The sequence below is a fragment of the Staphylococcus sp. EG-SA-10 genome, assembly GCF_017151945.1.
GTDB lineage: Bacteria > Bacillota > Bacilli > Staphylococcales > Staphylococcaceae > Staphylococcus > Staphylococcus aureus.
Map to the genome: position 1 here is coordinate 295,391 of NZ_JACVZJ010000001.1, position 13,576 is coordinate 308,966.

The 13,576-nt window shown below is 33.8% G+C and carries 16 protein-coding genes; 5 read left to right on the top strand and 11 right to left on the bottom strand.

The genetic code is table 11. The annotated features are described in order from the left end of the window. Nucleotides 1–76 precede the first annotated feature (76 nt). Nucleotides 77–877: a Cof-type HAD-IIB family hydrolase gene (locus IDG45_RS01525; RefSeq protein WP_000237525.1), complete on the bottom strand. Its 801-nt coding sequence runs from the start codon at nt 875–877 to the stop codon at nt 77–79. A gap of 320 nt (nt 878–1,197) precedes the next feature. Here IDG45_RS01525 and yydI point away from each other — a divergent pair, with 320 nt between their 5' ends. Together yydI and yydJ are read left to right on the top strand one after the other, a co-directional pair. Next, nucleotides 1,198–1,833, top strand: coding sequence for a YydI family epipeptide exporter ATP-binding subunit (yydI, locus tag IDG45_RS01530; RefSeq protein WP_000773922.1), 636 nt, complete (start codon nt 1,198–1,200; stop codon nt 1,831–1,833). A 14-nt stretch (nt 1,834–1,847) separates the two neighbouring features. Beyond that, nucleotides 1,848–2,570, top strand: a complete 723-nt coding sequence (gene yydJ, locus IDG45_RS01535) for a YydJ family epipeptide exporter permease subunit (RefSeq protein WP_001670189.1) — start codon at nt 1,848–1,850, stop codon at nt 2,568–2,570. Nucleotides 2,571–2,731: 161 nt separating this feature from the next. Here yydJ and srtA read toward each other — a convergent pair whose 3' ends face one another. Then, entirely contained in the window at nt 2,732–3,352 is a 621-nt protein-coding gene (gene srtA / locus IDG45_RS01540; protein WP_000759369.1) for a class A sortase SrtA, read from the bottom strand. A 193-nt stretch (nt 3,353–3,545) separates the two neighbouring features. Here srtA and IDG45_RS01545 point away from each other — a divergent pair, with 193 nt between their 5' ends. Further along, the gene (locus IDG45_RS01545; protein WP_000617348.1) at nt 3,546–4,037 is read left to right on the top strand and encodes a GNAT family N-acetyltransferase; all 492 of its coding nucleotides are present in this window, start codon (nt 3,546–3,548) and stop codon (nt 4,035–4,037) included. Nucleotides 4,038–4,185: 148 nt separating this feature from the next. Here IDG45_RS01545 and IDG45_RS01550 read toward each other — a convergent pair whose 3' ends face one another. The 5 genes from IDG45_RS01550 to IDG45_RS01570 are packed head-to-tail and all read right to left on the bottom strand — an operon-like array spanning nt 4,186 to nt 7,174. Beyond that, nucleotides 4,186–4,356 carry a hypothetical protein gene (locus IDG45_RS01550; RefSeq protein WP_001549802.1) on the bottom strand — a complete coding sequence of 57 codons (171 nt, stop codon included), beginning with the start codon at nt 4,354–4,356 and terminating at the stop codon, nt 4,186–4,188. Between the two features lie 52 nt (nt 4,357–4,408). Continuing rightward, nucleotides 4,409–4,516: a hypothetical protein gene (locus IDG45_RS01555; RefSeq protein WP_031927575.1), complete on the bottom strand. Its 108-nt coding sequence runs from the start codon at nt 4,514–4,516 to the stop codon at nt 4,409–4,411. Between the two features lie 18 nt (nt 4,517–4,534). Beyond that, complete coding sequence (gene sdaAA / locus IDG45_RS01560; protein WP_031927576.1) at nt 4,535–5,434, bottom strand: L-serine ammonia-lyase, iron-sulfur-dependent, subunit alpha; 900 nt, start codon at nt 5,432–5,434, stop codon at nt 4,535–4,537. Between the two features lie 13 nt (nt 5,435–5,447). Next, complete coding sequence (sdaAB, locus tag IDG45_RS01565) at nt 5,448–6,128, bottom strand: L-serine ammonia-lyase, iron-sulfur-dependent subunit beta (protein WP_001140234.1); 681 nt, start codon at nt 6,126–6,128, stop codon at nt 5,448–5,450. A gap of 2 nt (nt 6,129–6,130) precedes the next feature. Then, nucleotides 6,131–7,174 (bottom strand): PTS sugar transporter subunit IIC, encoded by a 1,044-nt coding sequence (locus IDG45_RS01570; RefSeq protein ID WP_000353634.1) that lies wholly within the window; start codon nt 7,172–7,174, stop codon nt 6,131–6,133. A 548-nt stretch (nt 7,175–7,722) separates the two neighbouring features. Between IDG45_RS01570 and IDG45_RS01575 the strand changes: the two genes are divergently transcribed. Then, nucleotides 7,723–7,926: a hypothetical protein gene (locus IDG45_RS01575; RefSeq protein WP_001177186.1), complete on the top strand. Its 204-nt coding sequence runs from the start codon at nt 7,723–7,725 to the stop codon at nt 7,924–7,926. A 183-nt stretch (nt 7,927–8,109) separates the two neighbouring features. Beyond that, nucleotides 8,110–9,045: an EamA family transporter gene (locus tag IDG45_RS01580; protein WP_072357689.1), complete on the top strand. Its 936-nt coding sequence runs from the start codon at nt 8,110–8,112 to the stop codon at nt 9,043–9,045. A 79-nt stretch (nt 9,046–9,124) separates the two neighbouring features. Here the strand turns inward: IDG45_RS01580 and IDG45_RS01585 are convergent, their stop codons facing one another. The 4 genes from IDG45_RS01585 to ptsG all read right to left on the bottom strand — a co-directional run bounded on the left by IDG45_RS01585 (nt 9,125) and on the right by ptsG (nt 13,468). After that, nucleotides 9,125–10,093 carry an alpha/beta hydrolase fold domain-containing protein gene (locus IDG45_RS01585; protein ID WP_001228169.1) on the bottom strand — a complete coding sequence of 323 codons (969 nt, stop codon included), beginning with the start codon at nt 10,091–10,093 and terminating at the stop codon, nt 9,125–9,127. A gap of 132 nt (nt 10,094–10,225) precedes the next feature. Next, a complete protein-coding gene (locus tag IDG45_RS01590; protein WP_000240662.1) occupies nt 10,226–10,570 on the bottom strand; it encodes a thioredoxin family protein in 345 nt (114 codons plus the stop codon). Between the two features lie 41 nt (nt 10,571–10,611). After that, the gene (locus tag IDG45_RS01595) at nt 10,612–11,022 is read right to left on the bottom strand and encodes an acyl-CoA thioesterase (protein WP_000206039.1); all 411 of its coding nucleotides are present in this window, start codon (nt 11,020–11,022) and stop codon (nt 10,612–10,614) included. Between the two features lie 379 nt (nt 11,023–11,401). Further along, a complete protein-coding gene (ptsG, locus tag IDG45_RS01600; protein WP_111063722.1) occupies nt 11,402–13,468 on the bottom strand; it encodes a glucose-specific PTS transporter subunit IIBC in 2,067 nt (688 codons plus the stop codon). Between the last annotated feature and the right edge of the window lie 108 nt (nt 13,469–13,576).

Here is a 13,576-nt window from a genome sequence, read left to right on the forward strand (position 1 = left end):
TTGCTGATTCGTATTCAAAGTTTTCATTTAACATGTATTTAGTATCATGATAGCTGCTTCATTGATGATATACTACCTACTTTTTCAACACTTCTTGTTCGATAATCGTTAAAACACCCTGCTTATCATTACTTGGAGCGACAGCAGAGGCAATATTGAACAATTCTTCATCATGACTATTTTCCATCACATAACTATGCTTAGCGAACGCTAGCATATCTTTATCATTATTCGCATCTCCGAAGGCCATGAGCTCTGAAGGAGACATTCCCCATTTATCTAACAATCGTTTTAAAGCCTGTCCTTTAGTCATGTTTGGCATAATAATATCAATGCTATCGTGCCCACTTGAGACAAGTTTAATATCATTGCTGAATTGCGTCGCTACTTCTTCGTCTACATTTGGATGCGTCTCACGATTAATATTGAATGCTATTTTGACATAATCATCCTCAGGTAATTGTTGTAGACTGTCAATTTCTTTTAACTGATGATAATAAAATCTCGTATCTTCTTTAAACGCTTCAGAAGTATGTTTTAAAATATACGCGCTTTTCAAACCACAGATGACGAGTTGATCAATACCTTGGTTCATATTTAAGTAATCGACAACCTGTTGAAACACCTGACGATTAAAGCTTTTATAATTATATAACTCATTGCCTTTATAAATAACTGCACCATTTTCAGAAATAAAATACATATCTCTGTCCCCGAAAATAGACTTCAACTTCGCATATTGATTGCCACTCGCAGCAATAAATGTAATATCTCTATTTCTAAGTTCAGTAAAAATCGCTTCAAATCTAGGTTTATCGTATGTCTTTTTCGAATCTAAAAACGTCCCGTCCATATCTACCGCAATAGCCTTAACCATGATTATCCTCCTCATTGCTCTTTTAGTCGTCTTCATTATATCCATCTCACGACAAGCAATGAAGTTTGTCATACCACAATGAACCTATATTCACATTTTGAAATTGCTTTCATATATGCAAAACACATTACACTGGATATAGCATTCAGAGGCGAACGTAAATTTCAGAATATTGTAAAATTATAACGATATATTTATCATTTGGACAAAATATAGTGTGATATACTAATTTATAACATCTATACATAATGTGAAAGAATTTTTAAAAATACAATTAAATATCGGTGTAATAAATCCCTTTATACATAGGAGTTGTATACATGAAACTAAATAACTATTCTTTAAAAGTTAAAAACAAACAACTAGTTGACAATTGTGATTTAAATTTCTATCTTGGTCAGATCAATCACATTGTTGGTAAAAATGGTGTAGGAAAATCTTTATTAGCTAAAGATTTCTTACTAAATAATAGTGGAAATATCCCTAAGTCCATTTCTCAAAATGTAACCTTAATATCAAGTTCATCAAATATTCCTAATGATATAACAAAAGATTTTTTATTATCATTGTTAAAATCAAAATTTAAAAACAATCGACAAACATTCGATAAGATTTATAACATACTAAACATCGAAGCAATACCGTCTAACGTACTACTAAAAAACTTGAGTGATGGTCAAAAACAAAAGCTTAAATTATTAAGTTTCTTATTGGAAGATCATGATTTAATCATATTAGATGAAGTTACAAACGCTTTAGACAAAAAAACAGTTAATGAAATTTATGAATTTTTAAATGATTTTATTCAAAGCCATCAAACTAAAACTATTATCAATATTACACATAATTTATCCGATTTAAGTGCTTTGCCGGGTAAATACTTTATTTTTAAAGATCTTCAAATAGAAGAGTACCAATCAAAAGAAGAAGTCATAAATGATTACATTAATTTATAATTGAGGTGTCCACTTTGAAATTAGAATTTAAAAAAAGTATTTCCAATAAAATTATTTACACGCTTGGTGTGCTATTCATATTCCTTTTCTTACTTGGGTATTTTTTACCAATAGGTATAGACAAAGTTAAAAGTTTAAGCTATAGCCAGTTTTTCTTCAGTTCATATACTGTTGCAACGCAATTAGGGTTCTTACTATTTTCATTTGTTATTGCATATTTTATTAATAAAGAGTATTCGAATAAAAATATCCTGTTTTATAAATTGATTGGCGATAATATCTTTACCTTCTTCTATAAAAAGGTAGCAGTGTTATTTTTTGAATGTTTAGTGTTCATAATTCTAAGTATCACAATTATTTCAATAATATATTCGGATTTCTCACATTACTTACTATTAATAATCTTATTTTCACTCGTTATCTTACAATATATCTTAGTTGTTGGAACAATTAGTATGGTTTCACCTAACATTTTAATCAGCTTAGGTATCAGTATTGTATATTGGATTGGTTCAGTCATCTTAGTTGCCATTAATAAAAATATATTTGGTATCGTTGCTCCATTTGAGGCGAGCAATACGATGTATCGTGCCGTAGAAAAAATATTGAATAACGAGTCAACATTTATATGTCCTACTGAAATTATAAATACAGTATCATTCTTCGTTCTTCTATTTATAGTTAATACTATTGTCTTATTACTAAGTAGAAAGAGATGGTTGAAAATCGGTATGTAGTACATAAAAAGGAGCGGCATCCATTGTCGCTCCTTTTTATTATGTATTTTTACAATCTCCACCAATGACACGTCGTCATTGTTACCTCAGACCAAACAAAAAAACAGTCTCGCAATCAAGACTGTTTTCCACTCAATATATTCATCCATTAGCGTAATGGATTATTTAACTTCTGTAGCTACAAAGATTTTACGTGTTTCCCAAACGCCTGTCTTTTCATTGTAATCATCACAAGTAATTAATGTTAATTGTTTATCTTTACCTTTTTGTTCATCTAGAACTTCTACATCTGTAGGCTTAACATCTCTTATACTTGTCATTTTATACTTACGTGTTTCATTACCAACTTTAAAGTACACCATACTACCTTTTTTGGCTGCTTTAAGATTTGTAAATTGATAGTTCGGACGGTCAATGAAAGTGTGTCCTGCAATTGAAATATTTTGATCATCTAGTGATTCATTTTCTTCTGCAAAGCTTACACCTCTATTTAATTGTTCAGGTGTTGCTGGTCCTGGATATACTGGTTCTTTAATATCAGCATCTGGAATTTCAATATAGCCTGCCACTTTCGATTTATCTTTCGGAATTTGAGGTTTAGCTTGCTGCTTTTTATCCTTACTCGCCTGTTCTTTTACATTTTTATCATATTGTTCAATCTTTTCATCTTTATCTTTATCGTGAAGATAATTATCGATATGTGATTTAGCAAACAAATATGCTGCCACTAGGATAAGTACCACACCAGCGATTGTCATTAATCGATTTGTCCATTTTTTCATACGTTAAGGCTCCTTTTATACATTTCACAATGCCTATTAACATTTCATATAGTATACCATTAATTTCAAAATGACTCATAGCAATTCATTTTATACTATAAAATTTACATGTATACTTTTACGTTAGATTTCATTACACATATTTGCATTCAAATAACGAAACGCTTTTAATAATTACTAAGGGGGAATTGTTATGATTAGATGCGCTAAAAAAGAGGATTTAAACGCTATATTAGCGATATACAATGATGCCATTATCAATACTACAGCTGTTTATACTTATGAACCACAAACCATAGACGAACGTGTCGCTTGGTTTGAAACGAAACAACGTAAGCATGAGCCTATCTTTGTATTTGAGGAAAATGGAAGTGTCTTAGGGTTTGCGACGTTCGGTTCGTTTAGACCTTGGCCAGCATACCTATATACAATCGAACATTCTATTTATGTCGATGCTTCAGCTAGAGGAAAAGGTATTGCTAGTCAATTACTACACCATTTAATTGTTGAAGCAAAAGCTAAAGGTTATCGTGCGCTAGTTGCAGGCATTGATGCTTCCAACAAAGCGAGTATTCAGTTGCATCAAAAGTTTGCTTTTAAGCATGCCGGCACACTGACCAATGTAGGTTTTAAATTTAATCAATGGTTAGATTTAGCATTTTACGAATTAGATTTACAAGACTAGTAATCTTTGAATCACATAATATAAACAAGACAACCATGTCAATTCACTTAACATAACAAGCCAACATATAAAATTTAAAACTTCTCAGGGACAATTTACATCGTCCCTTTTATTTATTCTTTTCAAATACTATCCCCATAGCTTTGATTTAACGCTTTTTCTCAATAACAAAACGAATATAGTAGAACATGAAAACGATAATCATGCTGAGCGATAAAGATTTAAATAATAGATTGACCCACGTTCCCTCAGTCGTATATCCATATGTAATCGTTGTGTTAATGATGAATGCTATAAAGATGATTGATAGTCTTAGCATATCATCACTCCTTTTAAGTTATTTTAGATATACGGGGGCGCTTTTGCAATCACTATTTTGATGAGCATGCATTTCCCATAAATTTTTCAACTTTATGAAAGATAAATAAGAAGCATCTATCTGGTACGAATGATCCAGACAGATGCTTCTTTTTTATCAATATTTTATTGTTATCTTATTAATTATTTTTAACCATATCTTCAGCTGTGCCAAAGATTTTACGTTTAATTGCTTCGCCTGTTGGTGTGCCTGCTAGTCCACCCAATCCAGTTTCACGTAATGATGCAGGAAGGTTACGACCAACCTTATCCATTGCTTCAATAACTTCATCAACTGGGATTCTACTTTCAATACCTGCTAATGCTAAATCTGCTGAAATTAAAGCGTTACCCGAACCAATTGCATTTCTCATAACACAAGGAATTTCAACAAGTCCGGCTACTGGGTCACAAACTAAACCTAATAAATTACTTATCGCTAATGCCATAGCGTGCCCGGATGCTTCTGGTGATCCTCCGAATATAGCTACTGCTGCAGCTGCCGCCATTGCAGATGCTGAACCAACTTCAGCTTGGCAGCCACCTGTTGCACCAGCTACACTTGCATTGTTTGCTACGACACGCCCAAACAATGCTGAAGTGAATAAGAAGTCAATCATTTGCTCTTCTGTTAAATCATGTGTTTTTTCTAATTTAAAAAGTGCACCGGGAATGGTACCCGAGGAACCAGCTGTTGGCGTTGCACAAATAATACCCATCGCAGCATTGACTTCATTTGTTGCAATAGCACCTTTGACTGCATCAATCATTTCATATCCAGACAAAGCATGATGTGTTTCATTATAATCACGTAGTTTAGCAGCGTCATGACCAGTGTAGCCCGTTACACTTTCAACGCCATCACCTGTCGTCCCTTTGATTACTGCGTCTCGCATGACATCTAAATTTTGTTTCATTTGCGCTCGCACTTCATCACGTGATTTACCGCTTAATTCCATTTCTTCTTTAACCATGATATCCGCAAATGACATATTATTATCTACGGCATAATCTATAGTCTCTCTAATTGAATCAAACATGTTTATTCCCCCTCTAATTTATATAGGAAACGTTTACGTCACTGTATTTCTCTTTAATTGTATTTAATGTCGATTCTGAGATTGCTTTATTTAATGGTATTACAACCAAGCATTTATCTTCATCTATCTTAATAAATTCATCTTTACAGTCTAATTTCATATCGTTGATATCATTAATGAAATGATTTACTTGTGCTTTAGTCATATTTCCGTCAACAACTAAAATTGGTAATCCATGATTTAAATCTACTTCTAGTCCATTTATATGAATACCTTTAATTTTAATTGTACCACCACCGATTGAAATACCGATAATTTCAATGTAGCGACCATCATTACGAGATGATTTAATATAAGCACAGTTTGGATGTTGACCAATACTATCGCCTTCTTCTTCGATGATATCTATTTTAATACCATCATCAGCTGCAATTTCTAATGAAGATTTAATTCGGTTATCAAATGTTGAATATCCCATTGCTCCACCCACAATAGCGACATCTGTACCATGTCCTTGGTGTGTTTGAGCAAATGATTCATAATAATGTATTTCAATATTTTTAGGAATATCTCCCAATATTGCGCGTGCTGAATTCCCAATCTTTACTGCACCAGCCGTATGAGAACTTGAAGGTCCCATCATAACTGGTCCGATAATATCGAAAGCACTTTGATAATCATAGCTCTTTGCCATAATTAAACACTCTCCTTAATATGATTCTTTTTGCTCGGCATTTTAAAGTTGATATTCATTAAATTAAACTTATTAATTAGTGTTCCAATAATATAGGCTAAGACAATGCTGACAATAATCACTGTTGCGATTGTTACAATTGATGTCACTGCATTATTAAAGCCAAATAATACGATGGCACCTGCAATTGGTGTTGCCATACCTTTGACACCTATTACTAGTCCGCTAAATGTCACGATACATGCGTTGACGACCCCAATCAGTGCATTTGTACCATATAGTTGTACTGGATATTGCGCTATTAAATCAATTTGCGTCAATGGCTCAATACAAACTGCAAATGCTTTTGACGGTCCACCAATGTTTAATTTTCGGAATAAAATAAGGTTAACAAATGAGCTACCTGTACATGTTAGTGCTCCAATAGCCATAGGAACACCTGTCAGTCCTAATAAACTTGTTAATACCATTGAACTTAGCGGTGTCATACCTGTAACAGGAATCACTAGTCCTAAAATGACCGCTAATGCATATGGATTGTTATCACCTACCGCAGTGACAGCACTACCTATTTGTTTTAATGTTGCTAGCACACCAGGTGTAATGATTGATGCAAGTCCGAAAGCAATTGCTGGTGCAAATAAGATCACCACAATTAAGTCCAAGCCTTCTGGAACTTTCTTTTCAATCCATTTAATTAAAAAAGCTACGCCATAAGCTGCGATGAATGCTGGTAATAATTTAAAGTCATGTAATACTAAACCAACAATGACCGCAAATACTGGTGCAACGCCTAAGTTTAAGCACGTTAGAATACCTACTGCGATACCGCTTAAACTTCCTGCTAAATCCCCAATATCTTGTAGAAATTTAATATCAAATACGCCACCAATAGCGTAACTTAAGAATGCTTGTGGTAGAAATGTCGCACAAGCTGCACCGGATAATGCTTGTAGTCCTTGTTTACCGTACGGTGCATACTTTAAAAATAGCGTCATGATAACTAAAACCAAGACTAATGTGCCTACACCTAACAGAATATCCATTTCCCAAAAACCTCTCTCTATGTTTATTTTATTTTCAGACCATAAACATCGTACACCCTTAAGAAAACGTTTTCAACTTTTATCTGTTATCAAATCAAATATTTAAGTGAAATATTTCATATTTGTGAAAGATTTTTAAAATGGATTGTTTCAAAAACTACTTATATTGTCATTAATATTTACTAATTAACTTTTTACTCTATATTCCAAACAGTTGTGTGACAGTTTTTTGATAACTTTTTTACATCTGAAAGTAAGTAATATTTCTAAAAATTTTTAATATTTATACATTTTATCTTTCGAGCTATTTATTTTTGTTTTTGTGCTGTGTTTATAAAACCGCACACTATATTCAAAAATAACTTATTACACATATATTTGCAATAAGATAATTAAAGTAGGATATTATTTTTAGTTTTCTGATAGGAATGATGATAGTCTATAGGTTGAATCTTTACTTTTTTTAAAGCTAAATTTACATCAACTTAACAATGGCTGGTTATACTGAAGATGAAAATATTTAGTATAACTTAGTGGAGGCGGTAAAGATGCAATTGAGTCATTCCGTTAAAGTTGCAATTTCTATCTATTTAGCACTTATCTTTATAACGTTCACTTCTTATTTAGTCATTATTTTATATACGAGTATGACTGGACATGATGTATCACATTTCGTGTTAGATAGTCAGCATTCTCATCATGGATCTCTTACGCAAAAACATTTGAGTCTTCCTGAAATCTCATTTAAATAGTTTATCCTCTGTGTTTCAACATTCATTTCCCATATCAATTCATTTATCTATCATCTAGACCACTACATCTTAGATGATTTTTTTTATTTTCTCATTTCACTCTTTCTTAAAAGTCGATATAATGAATTAAATCATTATCATACACTGACATATTTTATGTTGTTGGTGTTAAGTTTTAAAGGGGTGAGATACTTGGCGAATAATCATTCAGCTTTGCGTTTAAAAGGAATTATACTTGCTATTGTCGGTGCTTGTTTATGGGGATTAGGTGGTACTGTTTCTGATTTCTTGTTCAAATATAAGAATATTAATGTCGATTGGTACGTCACTGCTCGTCTTGTAGTCAGTGGTGTTTTCTTACTTATTATGTACAAAATGATGCAACCCAAACGTTCTATATTTAGCGTATTCCAAGATCGACGTATGTTAGGCAAATTACTTATCTTCAGTATACTGGGCATGTTAGTTGTACAATATGCTTATATGGCATCTATTAATACAGGTAATGCTGCGATTGCAACATTACTACAATACATTGCGCCTGTTTATATTATTATTTGGTTTGTCATAAGAGGCGTTGCAAAACTAACATTATTTGATGTGCTTGCTATTATCATGACACTATTAGGAACATTTTTATTATTAACGAATGGTTCATTTTCTAATTTAGTCGTCAATCCTGCAAGTTTATTCTGGGGTATTTTAGCTGGTGTAGCACTCGCTTTTTACACAATTTATCCTTCAGACCTACTTAACCGCTTCGGTTCGATTCTAATTGTCGGGTGGGCAATGCTTATTTCTGGTGTTGCGATGAATTTACGCCATCCAATTTGGCACATTGATATCACTAAATGGGACATATCAATTATATTATTTTTAATCTTTGGTATTATCGGTGGTACCGCACTCGCATTTTATTTCTTTATCGACAGTTTACAATACATATCAGCGAAAGAAACAACATTATTCGGAACTGTTGAACCTGTCGTAGCCGTTATCGCAAGCAGTCTATGGTTACATGTGGCATTCAAACCATTTCAAATCGTAGGCATCATTCTTATTATGGTTTTAATTTTATTACTATCACTTAAAAGACAACCTGAAGCATTAGATGAATAAGAAAACTCTGATAATCACTTTAGCAAGTAACTATTTTAGCAATGTAGCTACCTTGTATGTGATATCAGAGTTTTTTATTTTAGTTAATAATATTTTTTACTTGGTATAAAAAGCGTCGGCGCTCTGGTATCGGAAATACTGGATAAATATGGAATTGATAATATCCAGGTATAAAGTCATGTTCGATACCTTTCGCACTCAACAATTGCGATAAGTTCAAAGCATCTGGGTACAGTACTTCTTTTGTGCCAACAGTTAATGTAATACGACCTAAACCATCTAAGTCACCATTAATTGGTGATACTTTGTAGTTATCTAAAGGTGTGTCCCCTGCCCATTGTTCAGCTAAGAACACACTGCCATCCACACCTACCATTGGGTCTTTCTTTAAGTAGTCAGGAATTTCAGGATGCTGCATCGTTGCATCTAAAACTGGTGAAATTAATACAATATGTCCTGGTTGCACAATATGTTTTTCTTTTAACAATTGAGCAAATGATAAAGCAATTTGACCGCCCGCAGAGTCACCCATTACAACGATTTGTTTAGAATCTGCTACTTGATTCAATAAATCATGGTACAACTTTTCAAAAAGCACATACGTCGCTTGATAATCTTGATGCGGAATCTTCGGATATACTGGCATGATGACTTTAGCATTGAGTGTTTCTGCAAGTTCATCAATAAATTCGAAATGAATTTTGAGTGGGTCTTGGAACCATGCGCCTCCATGTGCGTATAATACAACGCGTTGATGCTTATCTTGTTTATCGTTAACGGTATAAACGGTTGAACCGTAGTGCTTATCCACTGTTACTGGCATCTTAAACTGATAATTGGTGCCCTCATATTCACCTGCTGTCTGTGGCGCCATTTTTTCTAATGCTTTCATCGCTTCTTCTTTATACATAAAACGACGCTTAGCTCTAGATAATCGTATACCTTGTTCTAACATATAACTTTTCACACTGCGTTTTTCTTTAATTCTAATATGTGCGTATGCCGCTACTAAAAATCCAAACGCAAGTGTAGACCATTTTTTACGCATTTGTCGTCACTCCTCTTTGATGATTTCTACTATAGTTCTACTGTACCATGCTGATTCTAATTACTACCAATATTTACTGGGAAATAAGTTATGATGTCTACATAATCTTAGCAATGCTAATCATTTGCGATATTAATGCTCATCGACATCGTTATTCACACTATCATTCATTTGCTTAAGATGATGTTCAAAACGTTGCATATCGATAAAACGCCCTTGACGATGCATTTCTTTTCCATTCATAAAAATTAAATCCACAGGTACAGTGAAAATATTTAATTCTCCAGCAATAGCTTCCACCTGACTTTGATTAATCACAGCTAATGGCACATTGGGATATGATTGCATCAAGTCTTCAATTTGTGGTAAAACGGCATGACACACGCTACACTGATCGCGCATGACATGTACAACTGCTAACGGATATTGATGAATAAATTCACGGAATGCTTCGACACTATTTAATTGCTTAACCATTTCGAACACCTTCTTACTTTTTATATTTTAAAATGAAGTCATTATTTTGTTGCTAAAATGTCTTGAAATACTTGTGGCACAGAGGTAATCTTCTTATCGCTCAATCTGTAAAAACCGCCTGTCTGTGTACCAATACAATGCACGCCATGTGCGGACACAATTTCAAACTGAAACACCCATTTCATCTTGCTTGCTTTAACTAAGTAAATACGGCCTACTGGTTTGTCATGTATTGTGACAGGTACTTTATATTCTGCTTCCGTTTTCATAAGTATAGGTGAAATGCCTTGATTGATCATTGTTGAGTAATTCATGTGCTGATTAATAAACACTGTTCTCAAATCTTCGAACCATCTAATATAAACGATATTACTAACGACACCCATCGCATCAATGTCGTAACCATTCACTTCGATTTCTTTCTCTGCAACTAATAGACCTTCAGTTGTCATAACGACAAATCTCCTTATCTTACAAATAGATTTAAAATCATGTTAATTTATTTTTATTACTTTCATGATAAAAATACAAGCAATTGAACTTTATTACGGAAAATCAAACTTTTCAATGACGCTATTAATTTGGCTAGTCGCGAAGATGCATTTTTCTAAAATGTGACATAAACATAAGCAATGTTTTCTATATCTAACACTAATATTTAACTTATTCTCATCAACACACCTGCTATACATCATTGCGCACTAAAAAGGCAGTAGCTTCATTTTAAGCTACTGCCTTTTGTAACGTATTCTCTTTCAACTCGCTACTTCGCATACGCACTACGAATGACTAAAAGTTCATTCATTTGATATGCTATTTCACTTTTAATCATTATTTGACTGTCATAATTAGCTTACCTGGATCAGCATCTTGTACATCTTCAATGACAAGTTCTTTATTTTCAAGATTTGTAATAATCATTGGTGTAACGATGCTTGGTGCGTGCGCTTTCAAGTATGCTAAATTCACTTTCATTAATGGTTGACCTTGTGTTACTTTTTCATCAACGTTAATCAGACTTTCGAATCCTTCACCATTCAGTTTCACTGTATCGATACCAATATGAATAAGTACTTCGACACCACTTTCAGATTCTAATCCTATCGCATGTTTCGTAGGGATGATTGTTTTCACTGTACCATCAAACGGTGCTACAATTTCACCTTTTTCAGGGATAAAACCAACACCATCACCCATCATTTTACCAGCGAATACTTGATCAGGTACTTCTGATAATGGAATGATTTGACCGACACCTGGTGCATAGATGTCTGTTGTTCCAAGTGCTTCTACGTGAACTGGTTCATCTGACATTTCTTCAGTCACTGTCGTTTCACTTGGTTTCGTAATTTCGCCACTCATAATCTTGGCCATATCATGTTTAATTTGATCTGATTTTGGACCAAAGATAGCTTGCATATTGTTTCCAACTTCTAATACACCTGATGCGCCTAAAGCTTTAATACCTGCTACATCTACTTTTGATTTATCAACCACTTCTACGCGCAGACGTGTAATACATGCATCTAAATGTTTAATGTTTTCTTTTCCACCCATTGCATCTAAGACATCAAATGGTAATTTTGCGACACTAGAGTTACGAATTTCAGTTTCTTCATCTTCACGACCTGGTGTTTTCAATTTAAACTTACGAATTGCAAAGTCGAATAAGAAGTAATACACGATAGCGTATACAATACCGACTGGAATAACTAATAATGCGTGTGAACGATCCCAGTTTAATAAACCATATAAAATATAATCTATGAAACCACCTGAGAATGTCATACCAATTTTAACGCCTAATAAATGCATTACTAAGAATGATGTACCAGCTAATAATACGTGAATTCCATAAAGTACTGGTGCTACAAATAAGAATGAAAATTCTAATGGCTCAGTGATACCAGTTAAAAATGCAGTTAATCCTGCTGATAACATCAAACCACCCACGACTTTTTTACGTTCTGGTCGTGCATTTTTATAAATAGCAAATGCTGCCGCTGGTAAACCAAACATCATGAATGGATATTTACCAGTAGTAAATGCACCAGCAGTAAATGGTACGCCATCTTTCAATTGTGCCATCCAAATACGTTGGTCACCACGAACTAACTCACCTGCGTGATTTGTATAACTTCCGAATTCAAACCAGAACGGTGAATAGAAAATATGATGTAAACCAAATGGAATTAATGAGCGTTCAATAATACCGAATATAAACGTTGTTAATGTTAAATTTTTATTTAATAAGAAATTCGATAAACTATTTAATCCGTCTTGAATTGGTGGCCACGCAAAGCTTAAAACCACACCTGTTGCAATCGCTACGACCGATGTCACAATCGGTACAAATCGTTTACCTGCAAAGAATCCTAAAAATGGTGGTAGTGTAATGTTATAAAATTTGTTGTAGCACCATGCTGCTAAAGCACCCATGATAATACCACCAAACACACCCGTTTGTAACGTTGGAATACCTAATACTAAGGCATGTGCTGGTTCTTTTGCTGCTTGACTTAATTCTTTTGCCCCTTTGGCATATGAGAAAATGTCATCAATTGTAATGTGCAACACTTTCCCCATTGTTGCATTCATAATTAAGTAACCTACTAGCGCTGCTAATGCTGCAACACCGTCTCCTCCTGCTAATCCAAGTGCTGTACCAACTGCAAATAATAATGGCAAGTTATCAAATACAACTTGTCCTGCTGCTTCCATGACCGACGAAATCATTACAATGATATCGTTTTTTAACCATGGTGCAATTTCTACTAATTGTTCGTTGTGCATTGCGTTACCAAACGCTAATAAAATACCAGCTGCTGGTAAAATCGCAACAGGTAACATTAATGCTTTACCGATACGTTGCAATTGTCCAAACAATTTCTTAAACATATAAACATCCCCTATCTCAATTTCCGCTTCCATGTACAAAAAAGCAGGCATGAACAAACAAGACTATTCTCATAGTACGGTTGTTTGCTCATGCCTGCATTACCAGTA

What these genes read in the sequence shown, in the direction of transcription:
- IDG45_RS01525 (WP_000237525.1), bottom strand. Translation starts at nt 877, where the DNA reads ATGGTTAAGGCTATTGCGGTAGATATGGACGGGACGTTTTTAGATTCG.
- yydI (WP_000773922.1), top strand. Translation starts at nt 1,198, where the DNA reads ATGAAACTAAATAACTATTCTTTAAAAGTTAAAAACAAACAACTAGTT.
- srtA (WP_000759369.1), bottom strand. Translation starts at nt 3,352, where the DNA reads ATGAAAAAATGGACAAATCGATTAATGACAATCGCTGGTGTGGTACTT.
- IDG45_RS01545 (WP_000617348.1), top strand. Translation starts at nt 3,546, where the DNA reads ATGATTAGATGCGCTAAAAAAGAGGATTTAAACGCTATATTAGCGATA.
- IDG45_RS01550 (WP_001549802.1), bottom strand. Translation starts at nt 4,356, where the DNA reads ATGCTAAGACTATCAATCATCTTTATAGCATTCATCATTAACACAACG.
- sdaAA (WP_031927576.1), bottom strand. Translation starts at nt 5,434, where the DNA reads ATGTTTGATTCAATTAGAGAGACTATAGATTATGCCGTAGATAATAAT.
- sdaAB (WP_001140234.1), bottom strand. Translation starts at nt 6,128, where the DNA reads ATGGCAAAGAGCTATGATTATCAAAGTGCTTTCGATATTATCGGACCA.
- IDG45_RS01570 (WP_000353634.1), bottom strand. Translation starts at nt 7,174, where the DNA reads ATGGATATTCTGTTAGGTGTAGGCACATTAGTCTTGGTTTTAGTTATC.
- IDG45_RS01575 (WP_001177186.1), top strand. Translation starts at nt 7,723, where the DNA reads ATGCAATTGAGTCATTCCGTTAAAGTTGCAATTTCTATCTATTTAGCA.
- IDG45_RS01585 (WP_001228169.1), bottom strand. Translation starts at nt 10,093, where the DNA reads ATGCGTAAAAAATGGTCTACACTTGCGTTTGGATTTTTAGTAGCGGCA.
- IDG45_RS01590 (WP_000240662.1), bottom strand. Translation starts at nt 10,570, where the DNA reads ATGGTTAAGCAATTAAATAGTGTCGAAGCATTCCGTGAATTTATTCAT.
- IDG45_RS01595 (WP_000206039.1), bottom strand. Translation starts at nt 11,022, where the DNA reads ATGACAACTGAAGGTCTATTAGTTGCAGAGAAAGAAATCGAAGTGAAT.
- ptsG (WP_111063722.1), bottom strand. Translation starts at nt 13,468, where the DNA reads ATGTTTAAGAAATTGTTTGGACAATTGCAACGTATCGGTAAAGCATTA.